This is a genomic window from Paenibacillus sp. FSL L8-0435 (assembly GCF_037965655.1).
Lineage (GTDB): Bacteria > Bacillota > Bacilli > Paenibacillales > Paenibacillaceae > Paenibacillus.
The window spans coordinates 6,885,918-6,901,975 of sequence record NZ_CP150185.1; the positions used below are offsets into that span (position 1 = coordinate 6,885,918).

11 protein-coding genes are annotated in these 16,058 nt (G+C 45.7%); 6 read left to right on the forward strand and 5 right to left on the reverse strand.

Annotation, left to right across the window (positions count from 1 at the left end):
- Positions 1 to 221: 221 nt before the first annotated feature.
- The 3 genes from NST33_RS30475 to NST33_RS30485 all read right to left on the reverse strand — a co-directional run bounded on the left by NST33_RS30475 (position 222) and on the right by NST33_RS30485 (position 3,832).
- Positions 222 to 1,604: a transcriptional regulator gene (locus NST33_RS30475; RefSeq protein ID WP_221820075.1), complete on the reverse strand. Its 1,383-nt coding sequence runs from the start codon at positions 1,602 to 1,604 to the stop codon at positions 222 to 224.
- A gap of 272 nt (positions 1,605 to 1,876) precedes the next feature.
- Complete coding sequence (locus NST33_RS30480) at positions 1,877 to 2,794, reverse strand: aldo/keto reductase family oxidoreductase (RefSeq protein ID WP_076213731.1); 918 nt, start codon at positions 2,792 to 2,794, stop codon at positions 1,877 to 1,879.
- A 147-nt stretch (positions 2,795 to 2,941) separates the two neighbouring features.
- Entirely contained in the window at positions 2,942 to 3,832 is an 891-nt protein-coding gene (locus NST33_RS30485) for a diacylglycerol kinase family protein (protein WP_221820287.1), read from the reverse strand.
- A 381-nt stretch (positions 3,833 to 4,213) separates the two neighbouring features.
- On the opposite strand from NST33_RS30485, the gene NST33_RS30490 reads away from it, so the two are divergent.
- From NST33_RS30490 to NST33_RS30500, 3 genes are all read left to right on the forward strand, one after another.
- On the forward strand, positions 4,214 to 5,731 hold the full coding sequence (locus NST33_RS30490; RefSeq protein ID WP_221820076.1) for a leucine-rich repeat domain-containing protein: 1,518 nt from the start codon (positions 4,214 to 4,216) through the stop codon (positions 5,729 to 5,731).
- A gap of 272 nt (positions 5,732 to 6,003) precedes the next feature.
- Positions 6,004 to 7,344, forward strand: a complete 1,341-nt coding sequence (locus tag NST33_RS30495) for a glycoside hydrolase family 30 protein (protein WP_221820077.1) — start codon at positions 6,004 to 6,006, stop codon at positions 7,342 to 7,344.
- 310 nt (positions 7,345 to 7,654) lie between these two features.
- Positions 7,655 to 8,815: an MFS transporter gene (locus NST33_RS30500; protein WP_221820078.1), complete on the forward strand. Its 1,161-nt coding sequence runs from the start codon at positions 7,655 to 7,657 to the stop codon at positions 8,813 to 8,815.
- 136 nt (positions 8,816 to 8,951) lie between these two features.
- Here the strand turns inward: NST33_RS30500 and NST33_RS30505 are convergent, their stop codons facing one another.
- Positions 8,952 to 9,914 (reverse strand): endo-1,4-beta-xylanase, encoded by a 963-nt coding sequence (locus tag NST33_RS30505; protein WP_221820079.1) that lies wholly within the window; start codon positions 9,912 to 9,914, stop codon positions 8,952 to 8,954.
- 262 nt (positions 9,915 to 10,176) lie between these two features.
- Here NST33_RS30505 and NST33_RS30510 point away from each other — a divergent pair, with 262 nt between their 5' ends.
- Complete coding sequence (locus NST33_RS30510) at positions 10,177 to 12,471, forward strand: 5'-nucleotidase C-terminal domain-containing protein (protein WP_221820080.1); 2,295 nt, start codon at positions 10,177 to 10,179, stop codon at positions 12,469 to 12,471.
- Positions 12,472 to 12,642: 171 nt separating this feature from the next.
- Here NST33_RS30510 and NST33_RS30515 read toward each other — a convergent pair whose 3' ends face one another.
- A complete protein-coding gene (locus NST33_RS30515) occupies positions 12,643 to 13,581 on the reverse strand; it encodes a macrolide 2'-phosphotransferase (protein ID WP_221820081.1) in 939 nt (312 codons plus the stop codon).
- A 432-nt stretch (positions 13,582 to 14,013) separates the two neighbouring features.
- On the opposite strand from NST33_RS30515, the gene NST33_RS30520 reads away from it, so the two are divergent.
- Together NST33_RS30520 and NST33_RS30525 are read left to right on the forward strand one after the other, a co-directional pair.
- Entirely contained in the window at positions 14,014 to 14,370 is a 357-nt protein-coding gene (locus NST33_RS30520) for a YobA family protein (RefSeq protein WP_221820087.1), read from the forward strand.
- Positions 14,371 to 14,603: 233 nt separating this feature from the next.
- On the forward strand, positions 14,604 to 16,049 hold the full coding sequence (locus NST33_RS30525) for a DEAD/DEAH box helicase (RefSeq protein WP_076320241.1): 1,446 nt from the start codon (positions 14,604 to 14,606) through the stop codon (positions 16,047 to 16,049).
- The last annotated feature ends 9 nt before the right edge of the window (positions 16,050 to 16,058 follow it).

Below are 16,058 nucleotides of genomic sequence, written 5' to 3' on the forward strand. Positions count from 1 at the left end.
ATATTTTAGTGTATTATGCCAATCAAAAGCGCATGTGAGATACGACATACTTATTCTTCCACTTTGATACACAAAAAAAGAACGCTTCTGAATAAATCAGAAGCGCTCTTTACTTTTGTTAAGTTCCAAATCCATGATCAGCCGGTCTCATAATTTCGGGGTTCGGGATTTCCTTGCCTGGGACAGGTTCCGTAGCAGGGGCTACGATGAATACAACGATACTACAGGTAGCTATCAGCAAAGCCAACTTTCTCTTCATTGAGTTTCTGCACCTCACTAATTATCATTTTGTATTGCTTTTTCGCCGTCTCAGATGCAAATTCCCGGTATTGCTCAAACAGTCCGACACCTCTAAGCATACCTCGTCCACTGCTAATTTCAATAGAAAATTTCAAACTATCCAGAACAAATTCTATCCCTAAATGGAACTCGTCTTTCTTTAAATAATATGCACCTAAATCTGCTAAAAGTCGTAAATATCGATCATCCGTAACCTGTCTGCTCACTTTGCCAATTCGGTTGCTCTGTTCCTGATAAGTGAAGTACGATTCATACTGTTTGAGAACATGATCAATATCCTTATCATAACGATTAGCCGCTGTTACAATATCACACAGCGCTGGGAATATCTCATTTTCCTTCGTCGAGATATACGCCAGATAATCAGGTAACACCTCAAAATGACCACCCATTAAATGATATATATATCGATTCGCTTCAGCCCATTCCTGAAACTGATTCATAACAACGATTTCATCTTTATCCGGGTTCTTCACCCAGTGATTATCCGAATATAAAGAAACATATTTAAGTGCCCCAGTGTAGTCTTTCAAATGATAACAGGCACTTCCTGCAGCTAGATCGGAGTACAGAATATAGAAGACAATTGGTCTTTTGGTCTCTTCTTGTTTCCTTCGGCCATTCATCTCATAATGGATGGACGCTTTTATTTTCAATTTTTCAGATAACTCCTGAACCTTGTTCCATCTATGCAACGCTCCAAATGCATTAATTAGTTCGTTAAGCGCATCCAATTGATAGCGCTCATCCAGCCGATCCACATAATATTCGAACCGTGCTGCAATAATCAGATTCCGCTGCTGATCATTGGTCAGTCCCAACCGGAATAGTCGATACTGACAGAGTGCAAGCCGCTCGGAATGTTGCATTTTCTCGCTTTCAGCAATGTTCTCATATAGAAGAATGGCCGGTTTGAATTTACCCGCTTGGTAGAATTCTTCAGCCACATCAAATAACAAAGGAATATAAGATAGATTATCCATCATTAGACGAATAACCTCTTCAATACAGTCCAATTTGTCCAACTCGGCACAGCGATGAAGGAAGGGTCCCAGTCTTCGCCAGTCCGGGGTCGCGTGCACAAAACACTCATCTATGTATAACTCATAGAAGTAACCTTCTTCCAGTCTCATGGCGGAAGTAATGCGATCCAACTGCTGCATGGCAATTGGCCGATTTTTATTCAAAATATTGCTGAGCGTACCCGAATTAATCCCTGACGTTTCCGAAAAATGACTAATGGACATCTGTTCACGCTTCAGATAACTTTCCAAGTGATCGCGTATCGTGGTTGTCGACTCCAAACGAACACCACCCTCCAAAATAAAAAACATAAACGGGATTATCGGTATGCAAAAGTAATTATATGTAATTAGAAAGTATCGGTCAATATGATAATTTCAACTAATTTGTATTAAAACCATTTTAATCCTTTTATAAAACAGACAATCATATCCTTATTTTATATCGGAAACCCGTCTGGCATCAAACCTGAAAATAGACAAAAAACACGAGCCATCCACGGGCTCGTGTCCTCAACTGACTCAGCAGTCAGTATGCTCACTATAACTTGGATTTAAGGCAGTATATTACCTGCCGCACGGTAAATTTCATACCACTCTGGACGAGTGAGATGAACATCTCCTGCTTTTACACAGTCTTGCAGACGTTCAATATTCATCGTGCCTGTCACAGGTTGCATCTGTGCAGGGTGACGAAGCAACCATGCGATTGCAATCGTTGTATTGCTCACGTCATACTTCGCAGCAATCTCGTCAATCTTTGCATTCAATTCCGGGAACTTGTCGCTACCCAGGAATACACCTTCGAAGAATCCGTACTGGAACGGGGACCACGGCTGAATGGTGATATCATGCAGACGACAATAATCCAGGATACTGCCGTCACGGTTAACCGCAGCGTCGTTCTCCATGTTCACGTTGATGCCACTGTCAATCATCGTCGTATTGGTAATACTCATCTGCAACTGATTGGCTACCAGTGGCTGTTTCACGTATTTTTTCAACAATTCGATCTGGTTCGGATTCTGGTTGGATACCCCGAAGTGACGCACTTTACCTTCGCGCTCCAGTTGATCAAAGGCTTCAGCCACTTCCTCCGGCTCAACCAATGCATCTGGACGGTGCAGCAGCAGAACGTCAAGATATTCCGTTTTCAGACGTTGCAGGATGCCATCGACTGAATTCAGGATGTGCTCTTTGGAGAAATCAAACATGCCTTTGCGGATACCACATTTGGATTGAAGAATCATATTTTCACGAACTTGGGGATTCATCTGTACCGCTTCGGCGAAGATCTCCTCACATGTTCCTGTGCCATAAATGTCGGCATGGTCAAAGAAATTCGCGCCAACCTCCATTGCAGAACGAACAAAATGTTCGGCTTCCTTACCGTCTAGTGAATTAATCCGCATGCAGCCCACCGCGACTACAGGTACTTCTAGTGCACTGCTGCCCAATTTAATCGTTCTCAAGATGTTTTCCCTCCATATTCGAATATTATCGTGTATCTTACTTTTGATTGTGACATATATCTGCAATCGGTTTCAATAGATTTATCCTACTTTCATATGGAGAAATGATAGGTTCTTCATTCCAGCCTATAGATCCAAAAGAACAAGTTATACTTCTTCCGGTATGATAACCTCAATATGCCTTGGCAGGACACGGATATGAATCGGCAGGGCAGGACCTTCTTCCCCATCTACATTGGTGCGAATGGCTTCGTCTGAGCGAACATGAACTTCTTTGGCTGTAAAATAGTCCACGTCCTTATGGTCTTTCAGACTGCCAAATAAAAGGGAAGTGCCAAGGGTCAGACTGTTGAACACACTGATATTACGAACAACAAAACAATGTATCAAACCATCGTCCACCTCTGCATCCGGAGACAACTTCTCGAATCCTCCAACCGAGTTGGTCAGCGCCGCCAGGAAAAGTGGCGATTCCCCCTCCCAGATCTGTCCGTCATATTCGATGGTTAGATGATTGGCTGGTGTATTCACCAGATCTTTCAAGCCTTCTTTGAGATATGCGAATGATCCCAACTTCGACTTCTCTTCTGAAGATACGGAGAACAAAGCTTCTGCCAAAGAACCCGCAGCCACAACGTTAGCAAACAGGCGATCATTGATTTTCCCCATATCCACGATATGGGTCTGATTCGAACATAACTGCCTAATGGCTTCTTCCGGGTCAAGCGAGATATTCAGCGCTCGCGCAAAATCATTCACCGTACCTAGCGGTATAATGCCCAGTCGGGGACGATGATCCTGATCCATCATGCCGTTAATCGTCTCATGCAGTGTACCGTCGCCTCCGATGGAGATGACCAGATCACAGCCGTCTTTGCAGGCGCTCAGACAGTAGTTGGTGGCATCACCTTCCCCGGCCGTCTCATTAACAACCACCTCATACTGCTGTGACTCCAGAATTTCTCTGACTTGGGACACATACTGCTCGGCCTCTTCCTTACCTGACGATGGATTACTAATGATCATGGCTTGGCGCATACTCACATCTTCCCCTCCAAAATGGCATCTTTACTTCATCATTACCCGTTTCAAGGGTGGGTTGAATAGGGTCTGTGGTGGATGTTCTATTTTTTTTGATAAACATGTCTCTGAAGAGTGCAGAGCAGGGATTGTTTCATATAGAATAGAAGTAGAGAAATACCTATTACGAAATTTCTTGTTCCTTTTCCCTGTTGACGGGTTAATAACTATAGATGTGCTTTGAGCCGAACCTGCATATGTTAAACTATTCAATTCACACTGAGCACTCCCGTGGGCAGAACAACCTTCCGGTTGCTGTTATCGTGTAAATACTATACTTAATTAACTCAATCTGTTCGGATTATTTTATAATTCTAAAAATCGGAGGGAATGCATGCAATGAGAAGAATGACGCTATTACTTCTAGTATTCATCCTGAGTCTCGGGGCATCGGGGCAAGCCATGGCTTACACAACCACGGACTTGGGCGAGGGAATCATTGAAGATCCTGCTTTGGAGGACGGACTGAAACTAATCCTGAACAAACCTCTGGATGTGCCCTTAACTTCAACGGATCTGGAGCAGCTTGAAGTGGTGGATCTGAGCAATGCAGGTATTCACAGCCTGTCCGGTCTCGAATATGCAACCAACCTGACACACCTCCGATTATATGGGAATGAGATTGAGGATCTCACACCGCTGGAGCACCTAACCCAGCTTCGCGAGATCGATGTTCGCAATAATTACATTACATCCATAGACGCACTTACTGAATTGAAAGACTTGGGACGGCTGTATATCAGCAATAATTCCATTTCTTCTATAGAGGTTGTACGTGGGTTCAACCGATTACATACGTTCCACGCCAGCGGTAACCAGATTGCCAGTCTTGCGGCCCTCTCGGATGCGGATGCACTGAAGTGGCTTGAGATTTCGAACAATACCATTAGCGATCTGACACCGCTCATGGGTAAAACCCGGCTCCAACAACTCAACATAGCTAACAACCAGGTTCAGACGCTGGACGTACTGGCTGAATTGCCAAATACACTGCGGAATCTGAATGTGGCAGGCAACCAAATCACGGATCTGACACCACTGGCGCACATGACACGCCTTCGGACACTTGATATCTCTGGTAACCAAGTACAGCACCTCAAAGGGCTTGAGGGACTGACTGGGCTGACGGAGTTGAATGCAGAATCCAATCAGATTTATGATCTGGAACCTTTACGGCAGCTTTCCAGCCTGGACGTATTAAAATTATCCAACAACCGGGTGTGGGATCTCACACCGATTGCAGGTTTTACGTTTACCCGTGATCAGTCAGCGACAAATGTTATACAGGATATCTCGGCGTCTACCTCGTTATCCTCGGGTATTCAAACGTCTGTCTCAGAGGTTGTGCCTGCCGGACTCACAGTGCAGAATAATTATCTGGATGTTGTGAGTGGTAGTCATACGATGCAGCTTCTGAACCAGATGAATGTGCGGGAGCAGAAACGAACGCCGCAGGGCAGCTTCCAACGTCTGATTGAAGGGTCCACCACTGCCTATGTCGGGGATCGTGCTTATGCACTGGATGCTGCACCTTTTATCGATGAAGGGCGCACCTATGTGCCTCTGCGTTTTGTCTCGGAGCAGTTAAACGCCCGTGTGAACTGGAACAACGGTACGCGCGAAGCCGTGATCACACAGCATGATAAGACCATCCGCTGGAGCGTGGGTAACAAACAAGTTGCCGTGAATGATACGCTTGCGATCAATGATGCTCCTCTTCTGATGAAAAATGGTAAAGCTTTTGTACCTGTACGCTTCATTTCAGAGCAATTCAATACCTCTGTTGGTTACATCGGAAGCAGCAAAACGATTCTGATTTTTGAAAATAAACAGCTTGGTGAAAGTGTACAGCCTTAAGAGAATTTGAGAAACATAGCGCAAGTCCCCGTCTGAACAATCAGTGGGGATTTTCGCTGTGTTGTGTTATGACATTGGATAATGGTATATGGACATCGCCGATCACAAGCAAACACACTATACCATCTGTCTGTGCGGATACGAACTCATGATGCTTCATCTTGGATTAGGGTAAATTTCACACGGTTTAGCATATCTTCTTTTGCCGTGGGAGTTGTTATACTGAACGTAATATATATGACAACTGAGGTTCAAGCGAGGAGGAAATTCACATGACATTCACGCTCACTGGTTATTCCACAACCCAAGACAGCCCGTGGAGAGAGCTATCTTTTGTGCCGACTAATGAAAGCGCTAACTTAAAACTGACGGGTGAACAGCACCAACTTGTGGAAGGGTTTGGCGGATGTTTCAACGAGCTTGGTTATATGGCTCTGTCCCACTTAAATGAGGAGCAGCGCCATGAGGTATTTCACTCTCTCTTCCATCCGGAGGGTGAGCACAAGTTTAACATCTGTCGCCTGCCCATCGGCGCAAGTGATTATGCAGAACAGTGGTACAGCCACAATGAGGTGGACGGCGACGTGGCCATGGAACATTTTTCGATCAATCGTGATTTCAAATATCTGATTCCTTACATCAAGGAAGCTCTGACTTATAACCCGAACCTGCAATTCTTCGCTTCGCCATGGAGTCCGCCAACGTGGATGAAGTCGCCGAAAGCCTATAACTATGGGACACTGCGCTGGGAGAAAGATATTCTGGAGGCCTACGCTCTGTATTTTGTAAAATTTGTACAGGCCTACCGTGAAGCAGGCATTACGATCCATCAGGTGCATGTGCAGAACGAAGTGATTGCAGATCAGAAATTCCCTTCTTGCATGTGGACAGGCGAGCAGCTTCGTGAGTTTATCGCCGATTATCTGGGCCCGGCTTTTGACCAACACGGTCTGGATACGGAAATCTGGCTCGGAACGATCAATGCCCCTGATCCATGGGAAGAATTGATCAAGAAAAAAACAAACGACTTCGATGAGTATGCCGGGCTTGTCCTGAGTGATCCAAAGGCCTATTCCTATATCAAAGGTGTTGGGTATCAATGGGCAGGCAAAAATGCCATTCAACGTACCTCGGCCAGTTATCCGGAGCTGCGTTATATGCAGACCGAGAACGAATGCGGTGATGGCAACAACTCATGGAACTATGCCAAATATGTATATAACCTCTACCAGCACTACTTCAGCAATGGAGTGAACGCGTACATCTACTGGAACATGGTTCTGGAACCCAAAGGCCGCAGCACATGGGGCTGGGAGCAGAACTCCATGATTACGATAGATCCCGACAATAAGGAGGTTACTCGGAACCCTGAGTATTATGTGATGAAACACTTCGCTCATCATATTGTTCCTGGTGCTCGAAGAGTCGGCTTGTCTGGCGCCTGGAGCGGTAAATCCGTTGCTTTCCGCAACCCGGATAACAGTCTCATCATTGTCATTAATAATCCATTCCAAGACCGTCGAAATCTGTATCTGACCATCGAGGAAGGACAGACCCTACACATGGAGCTGGAAGCCGATTCATTCAACAGCATGGTTATTCATCCGAAATAACTAATCCAACACATCGTTAAAAACGCGGACATCAATAGCGTTGAGCTCAGGAATTCCTTGAGCCGGCGCTATTTTTCATGGACCAGACCATGCTTATTGTCACCATGATTACTCCTGTAGAACACAAGCCGAAGACGACTTAAAGATATGACGTTTCACCTTTTATATTTACAAATCTATAAATCTAGATATAATGTAATCCAGAGAACTTACTCTCATGTCCATCATATTATAGGAGGCAAGGCAGGCTCATTACGACATGATATATCTACTTTTCTGTATATTTAAATTTATTGGAGGTACGCTTTGCATGAAATCACAACAGGTCAATCCACTCCTTATCTTGATGCTGGCACTCGGGGTATTCGGAATTATTACAACAGAAATGGGAATCGTGGGGGTACTTCCTCAGGTTGCGCATAAATTCGGCATCTCGGCTGCACAGGCAGGTTGGCTGGTCAGTATATTTGCGCTAGTCGTAGCCATTGCGGGCCCTTTTCTCACCTTGCTGGCGTCCGGAATTAATCGCAAAATCATCCTTTTAACCGCTGTGCTGATGTTTGCCATTTCAAACGTCGTATATGCCTACGCCACAACCTTTGATACCATGCTTATCTTCCGTATCATTCCCGCGTTATTCCATCCCGTCTTTTTTTCCGTAGCCCTGGTCACCAGTGCCCAACTCGTAACAGCAGAGAAAAGCAGTCAGGCCGTCGCCAAAGTATTCACTGGAGTTACAGCGGGCTTTGCCTTTGGCGTGCCACTCACATCGTATCTTGCTGAACGCCTATCCCTCGAAATCGCCTTCCTGTTTGGAGCGATGGTCAGTGTGGTCGCTTTGATCGGCATATGGATCTGGTTACCCTCGATGCCCGTGAAGGAAAAGATGTCCTATGGCAAGCAGCTCGGTATTCTGCGCAAACCTGGATTATGGCTGAATGTTGCCGCAGTCATTTTTATATTCGCCGCCATGTTCTCCGTGTACAGTTATTTCGCCGAGTATCTTGGACAGGTCACCCACATGAGCGGATCATGGATCAGCGTCATGCTGACCGTCTTTGGTGTCGTCATGATTATCGGAAATTTGGGGTTTGGACAGTTTCTGCGTAAGAGTGTGGTCCGAACTGTCCTCATCTTCCCCCTGCTGTATGTAGCAGCTTACGCACTCGTCTATTGGGCCGGTCCTCACTTCATGTGGATGGTTATTGTAGTCATCCTCTGGGCATCCGTGCATTCAGGAGGATTAATTGTAAGCCAAACCTGGTTAACCGCTGAAGCGCAGGACGCGCCTGAATTCGGCAACAGCTTGTATGTATCCTTTTCCAACCTAGGTATTACCCTGGGTACTGCTATCGGCGGCTGGTTCATCGCGAACCTAGGAATACATCAACTGATCTGGAGCGGAATGATCTTTGCACTGATCGCTTTTGTATTGGTTTGGATTAAAATCAAATGTTTCCCTGCACCATGAATTGCCGAACACTGTTGAGACAAAGCATTAACACAAATAGCGCCATGTTCCCATGCTTAACATGTGGAACAGGCGCTATATGGTGTTATATAATCAACCAATCTACATAGAAGATCAGACTCGTCAAAACGCAAGCTTAAGGATTATTCGCCAGGTAATTTCTCAGCCATTGCATAGCCGGACGTTCTGTACCGTTGCTATTGACCAAGTGAGAGCCAGCCTGCCAGGTTTGATTCTGGTTGTAACCCCACAGCGTCACACCTTTAACAGCAGAGTGTTTCCACAGCACAGGGAATTTCTGCTGATAACGTTGCAATTGTGTATTGTCGTCACCTGTCATATCCAGCTCGGATACATAGATTGGCAACCCTGTCGCTGCGAGCTTGTTCAATACCGTGTTCATCGTGCTCACAGAAACGTTGTCCATATTGAAGTAATGCGCCTGGATTCCAATACCATCAACTAGACCTCTGTTTTTCAAAAGGTTGATAATCTGGATATATTGGTCCGCTTTAGCGGGATCACCGATAATACCATACTCATTAATTAACAATTTGGAGTTAGGGAAGGCTTGTCTCGCCTGTTGAAATGACCAGATAACCCAGTCCCAACCCGTTGCCCCATCTCCACCAATGGCATTGCGATAGGATGGTTTCGCATGCAGAGGTTCATTCACCACATCAACGAAGGCAGACTTCGAATACCGCTGTCCTGCGGCTTTAATCCATTGTGTCACTTCAGCCTTCTGATCTGCGGCTGAGAGACTGTTAATCCAATTTGGCTGTTGATTTCCCCATACGAGCGTATGGAATTTGAACGGAAATCCGTTATTGTTAGCATAGTTGTAGGCCATGTCCGCCTGGCCCCAATTCATTACGTTGCGTGTGCCTTCAATAGCATCCCACTTGGTAGAGTTCTCCGGAGTTACCTGATTCCAATATGGGTTAAAATTCGAAGGAACCTGGTTGGCAATAATATTGCCCAGAAATTTGCTACCTTTCGCCAAACCAGCACTCACACTGCCAACCGCAACAGAAGCAGCGAGAATCCCTACCAATGCCAATGAGCCGACTGTTTTGAACCACTTAGACTTAATCAATGATTTTCCTCCTTAGTATTCATTTTTTGTTAAGCGCTTACAAACATCATTTTACTGGATAATTTTGGTTTTTAACACCTGTCAAATTATAGTATTTTATTGTAAAGAAAATAGAATTAAATGCTTTTTCTGAAGCTATTTATAGATTCACTCTCTTAAATCCAACATAACTCTTACATTGGAGTTTACATTCACCACATGTTTATCTAGTATGAAATGATACATATCTTTACACACACTAGATAACAAGGGAGATTACAACATGCGCAAAATTTCAACAAAACGTTTCGCCGGATGGCCTTTATCGTTCCTCTTATGTGCCTCCATTTTGTTTGCCCCTTTTGCTTCCACTCCGGTTCAGGCTGCTGAGGCAGACAAGGAGACTAAGATCACGTTGCTGGGAACATCCGATATTCATGGTCGATTTATGCCGTGGGACTATGCTCTGGACGGTCCAAACCCAACCGGTAGCATGACACAGCTCTACACGATTGTGAAAAAAGTGCGTGCGGAGAATCCCAATACGATTCTGCTCGATGCAGGCGACATGATTCAGGATAACTCGGCTGAGTTGTTCAATGATCAGCCCCAATCTCCCATGATGGTGGCAATGAACGAAATGAAATATGACGCATGGGTTATGGGTAACCATGAGTTTAACTTTGGGCTGGACGTACTGGAGAAGATCTCTTCCCAATTCAATGGACAACCTCTCGTGGGTAATATTTTCAAAGAAAACGGCGACCGCTACATGCCTGCCTATACGATTATCGAGAAAGACGGAATCAAAGTGGGTGTTATCGGAATGAACACACCAATGATTACCGAGTTCGAGAAAGGTACGGATCACCTGGACGGCATCATCGTCAAAGATCCTGTGGAAGAGACCAAGAAGGCCATTGCTGAGCTGAAAGGCAAAGTTGATGTCATGGTTGGACTCATGCATATGGGACTGGACAACGAGAACGGAAATCCGGGAACCGGAGTGACGGATATCGCCAATGCCAACCCGGAGCTGGCTGCCATATTTGCCGGACACATGCATACCTTGATTGAATCCCAAACGGTTAACGGCGTATTGATCTCCGAACCGAATAAATATGGCTCACACATCTCTCGAATTGATCTGACATTTGAAAAAGACGGCGACAAAGTTGTGCTGAAAAGCAAGGAAGCTCAAGCTCTCGCTGTGAAAGCAGCAGACGGAACATATGAAGTCTCCGATCCTGCGCTGGAAGAAACACTTCACCCATTCCACGAGTTCGCTCGTGCCGATGCCAATATTGAAGTGGCTGAACTGAAAGGAACAAACCTGGTCCCTGCTGATGAGATTAAGGGTATCCCTGCGGTGCAGATCCAGGAAACACCTTTGTCTGACTTTTTCACCGAAGTGATGTTGCATTACAGTGATGCCGATGTGGTCGCGCACCAGATTGATAACGACAAGGCCAAGCTGGATGTAGGCCCGATCAAGAAAAAGGATATTGCATTCAACTACCAATACACCTTTGGTGAAGTGACCGTATATGAAGTGACCGGACGCGATCTGATGGACTATATGGAGTGGTCTGCGGGATACTTCAACTCCACACGCCCGGGTGATGTGACCATCAGCTTTGATCCGAAACGACGTGCTTCCAAATACAGCACAGATGATTTCTTTGGCGGCGTAACGTATGAGATTGACCTGACCAAACCATACGGCAGTCGGATTACAAATCTCAAGTACAGCAACGGTACAACAGTAAAAGAAGACGATACGTTGAAACTTGGCATGAACGCCTATCGAATGGAAGCCCTGATTGCCAAAGGCGGCGCCATGGAAGGGCGCAAGTTCAAGCAGCTCTGGTCCTCCAAGGATGCCTCGGCATTTGGTGAGATTCAAGGTACAATTCGCAACCTGTCCATCGCCTATCTGAAAGATGTCATGAAAGGTGTCTACGAACCGAAGATTCAACACAACTGGAAAATCACTGGCGTAGACCTGACTGCACCGGAGCGTGCAGATGTAGTGGAGTTAATTAACGATGGCATTATGTCTGTGCCAACAACAGAAGATGGCAAGTACACCAACATTGCCTCCATTAACATTTTGGATACGGTGACTCAGGAAGAGATTGATACGCTATCTGCCAAAGCAGATGTGAGTGCGGCACAATTCGCAGGCGCGAAAACCAAGGGAGCGTTCTATCAACAGCTGAATAAAGCTCGCAAAGCGGCAGGCAATGGCGAGGGAGCAACTACTCCTACACCTGAGAAGCCGACAACGCCAACGAAACCAAAACCAACACCGACTCCAGGCACGTCGAAACCTGGCAAGCCATCAACACCGAACACAGGTAAACCAGGAACTGTCACCAAAGGCAAACAAGCCAAGGTTACTGCGGTTTACCTGAACGTACGCGCCGGCGCTTCATCCAAAGCCAAGGTCATTGCTGCTGTACCGAAAGGCACCCTGCTTGAAGTGATCAGTACAGACAAGTATGGTTGGGTAAAAGTGAAGCTGGATGGACGTGTAGCATTTGTATACGGGAAATACGTGAGTATAATGAAATAAACACATTCGTGACGCACCACGCTTAATGAAAAAGAAAAAGGGCGATTCTCCCATGGAACTCATGGTCGGGATCGCCCTTTGTTATGTTAACGAACCGTTAGAGTAACGCTGTAACTGCTTTGCGAGAGTACGTGCCATAACGGGTGAACCAATTATATATGCCTTCGATGCTCAACCTCTCTTTACATCCCAATTCGCAAGCATGCCTCTCGCCATCTCCATGTCGGACTCCTTTCCTGTAATTAGTGCAAACTTGGCAACAATTGCAGGATAAGCTGCCCACTGCTCCCGAATATGCTCCAGCATCTGGGGCCATGTTCTTCCCCCTGCCTTCTCATAACGACTCAAAAGCTCACGCAGCCCCTCCTCCTGAAAGAGTGCGTAGTAGATGACAAAGTCCTTACCCGGATCTGCAATCTCCGCTTCCGTCCAATCAATAAGCCCAGTTACTCGCTGGGCATCATCGACAATAATATGCGGCGGATGCAGATCACCATGGATGAACGCCGAGTGCTGAGGCCAATAACTACCTACAGAAAGCCATACCGTCCAACGTTCAACTAACTCGGTTGGCACCGAAAAATTCTGCTTAACCTCCTCTATATTGGCTGCAAATTCTTTGCGAGCTTCCATAGGTGTCTTGATCCGCACTCCACCTTTCTTCGCCTTGTCGGGATCGATGTTATGCAGCATGGCGAGAGTCGTAGCCAGTGAATCCAGGAATGTATCCGATAAGCTCTCCTGAGGGAATCGCCATACATACCCTCCCCCTGCGGGGTCCACAACTGCGATCGGATCACCATCAAGTAAAGGATAAGCTATCAACTCTGGCGTGAAGATCCTCCAATCCGGTACTTGTGCGGGTATATTTCCTCGGACCACATCCAGCACCTTGCGCTCATTCTCGGCTCGCTCCCACACGTCTTCGCGTCGCGGCTGGCGCAGAACCCATCTGCGGCCTTCTTCATCCGTGGCAAATGCTACTCGAAAATCCATACCCGACTCGTTGATCTCCAAGGATTTCTCAACAATAAGTAGTCCGTTCTGTTTTGCTAAAGTTAATAGTTCCTTATGAATTGCCAAATTTTCATTTAAGTTCGGTTTTGTCATATCAGGTACTCCCCTTTTCCTGGATAAAATAAAAAACACAGACATGTTCGCCTGTGCAGTTCATTTCGGAAGTTGGCATACCTGGATGCTCACAAAAAAATAGTAGTACATCAAAGAACCACTTCAAAAAGTGATCCTTTCATGACGACTAGCGGCATACGTGTAAACAGGCAAACTTCTCCCGATGATCTGCACACAGGCAGTGAAACAGCAAGCGCAAGCAAACGTTCCGCTACTATCTCAATCGAAAAAAATTTACCACACGTATCCCTCCGTTCAGTAAGTTAACTATATGCTAACATATTCCAATTTTCAGTACCAGACTGAATCGAATGATTTTGGTTCTTTTTTATTGATATACAGGAACTTCGTCACCTCAGGTAACGTCCATAGTTATAGATGCATTAAAAAGGATGAGAGGTGAGTAACCCGATGTCCATTGTACGAAGATTATTCGTATTCCCGTTTATCTTGCTTCTGCTAACGCTCGGATGCGCAGATAAATCCGAGGAACAAGGGAAAGAGAAGCCACATGTGCGAGGAATTATTACGGATTTTGAGGAAGAAAGAGGTCAGGTACTCATCGAGAATAAAGAAGATGGCGGTGTTGATTCTGGACCGATTTGGGTCTCGCTCAGCAAGGACGCCGAACTCATCATCGAAGAAGAGATTGTCACCGTCTCTTTGGATGAGACACTCGTTGGTCGAAGTGCAGAAGTATGGATCAATGGAGTTATTGATCAATCTTACCCTCCCCAAACCAAAGCTGTAAAAATGGTCATTCATTAACACCAAGCAAAATACGCCGATACATTTCGTTTCACGTGGAACGTTATGATACACATACGAACAGCAACGGGTGGTTGCTACTAAAATCGGAAATGATGAAAACAATTTACACACTTGAAGCATTTACTCCGTTAGCCTGCCTGCATATAGAGTATAATGAAGAGGTATACGATAAATGTACGGTGCAATGCTTGTATGTAGAGTATTCAAAACTAACGCAAAAGAGGTAAACGATGAGCGAGCAACAATTTAAAGATTATGGACTTGGTGAAGAGATCGTAAAAGCACTGGACAGTCTGGGCTATGAGACACCAACCGAGGTTCAAACCAAAGTTATTCCGGTAGCACTAGAGAATCAGGATCTTGTGGTCAAATCACAGACAGGCAGTGGTAAAACAGCCGCCTACGGCATTCCGCTCTGCGAGCTGGTGGATTGGAATGAGAATAAGCCACAGGCTTTGATTCTTACACCAACCCGGGAACTGGCTTTGCAGGTTAACGAAGATATTACGAATATCGGCCGCTTTAAGCGTATTAAAGCAACCGCACTATACGGACAGTCCCCTTTTCATATCCAAAAAGCAGAGTTAAAACAAAGAACCCACGTGGCTGTTGGTACACCAGGTCGGGTACTGGATCATATCGAACGCGGCACGCTGCCACTCGAACGGATCGCCTATCTCGTTATTGACGAAGCGGATGAGATGTTGAATATGGGCTTTATTGAGACAGTACAGTCCATCATTCAGAAACTGCCGCAGGAGCGAGTAACGATGTTGTTCTCCGCTACGTTCCCTGAAGATGTAGCCAAGCTGTCACGCAAATACATGAACAAACCGGTGGAGATCGAAATCAAGGCAAGTGGACTGACAACAGCCACGATTGAACATGCTGTGATTAACGTACCCGAGGTGAACAAAACCGCACTGCTTCAAGACTTGTTCATTGTGGAAAATCCGGATAGCTGCATCGTGTTCTGCCGTACGCAGGAGAATGTGGATAAACTGTTCCGGGTTATGGCTGATCTTGACTACCCAGCAGATCGTATCCATGGTGGTATGGAGCAGGATGAGCGGATCGAAGTGATGAACGCATTCAGACGGGGACAATTCCGTTATCTGATCGCAACGGATGTAGCCGCACGTGGTATTGATATCACAAATATTACCCATGTCATCAACTACGATATTCCTTTGGAAAAAGAGGGATATGTTCACCGTACAGGCCGTACGGGTCGCGCAGGCAAAACAGGTAAAGCCATTACGTTGATCACACCGAAAGATGGCAGACGTCTGGCTGAGATTGAATCCTATATTGGATTCGAAATCCCTGTCGTGAAAGCACCTTCTGAAGAAGCTGTGGATCGCCGCAGAGAAGATTTTGAGAAACGATTGAAGATCGTTCCTGAACGTAAAAAGGACAAGCGTGAACAGCTTAACCAACAGATCATGAAGCTGAACTTCAACGGAGGCAAGAAGAAGAAACTTCGCGCCGTAGACTTTGTAGGTACCATAGCCAAGCTCGAAGGGGTAACCGCAGACGACATCGGGATCATTACGATTCTGGATAATGTGACGGATGTAGAGATTCTGAATGGCAAAGGCCCCCTCGTACTGGAGCTCATGCAAAACACAACGATCAAAAAGATGCAGCTCAAGGTTCGCAAAGGTCATAAATAGTTTGGTAAA

What these genes read in the sequence shown, in the direction of transcription:
- NST33_RS30485 (WP_221820287.1), bottom strand. Translation starts at nt 3,832, where the DNA reads ATGCGCCAAGCCATGATCATTAGTAATCCATCGTCAGGTAAGGAAGAG.
- NST33_RS30490 (WP_221820076.1), top strand. Translation starts at nt 4,214, where the DNA reads ATGAGAAGAATGACGCTATTACTTCTAGTATTCATCCTGAGTCTCGGG.
- NST33_RS30495 (WP_221820077.1), top strand. Translation starts at nt 6,004, where the DNA reads ATGACATTCACGCTCACTGGTTATTCCACAACCCAAGACAGCCCGTGG.
- NST33_RS30500 (WP_221820078.1), top strand. Translation starts at nt 7,655, where the DNA reads ATGAAATCACAACAGGTCAATCCACTCCTTATCTTGATGCTGGCACTC.
- NST33_RS30510 (WP_221820080.1), top strand. Translation starts at nt 10,177, where the DNA reads ATGCGCAAAATTTCAACAAAACGTTTCGCCGGATGGCCTTTATCGTTC.
- NST33_RS30515 (WP_221820081.1), bottom strand. Translation starts at nt 13,581, where the DNA reads ATGACAAAACCGAACTTAAATGAAAATTTGGCAATTCATAAGGAACTA.
- NST33_RS30520 (WP_221820087.1), top strand. Translation starts at nt 14,014, where the DNA reads ATGTCCATTGTACGAAGATTATTCGTATTCCCGTTTATCTTGCTTCTG.
- NST33_RS30525 (WP_076320241.1), top strand. Translation starts at nt 14,604, where the DNA reads ATGAGCGAGCAACAATTTAAAGATTATGGACTTGGTGAAGAGATCGTA.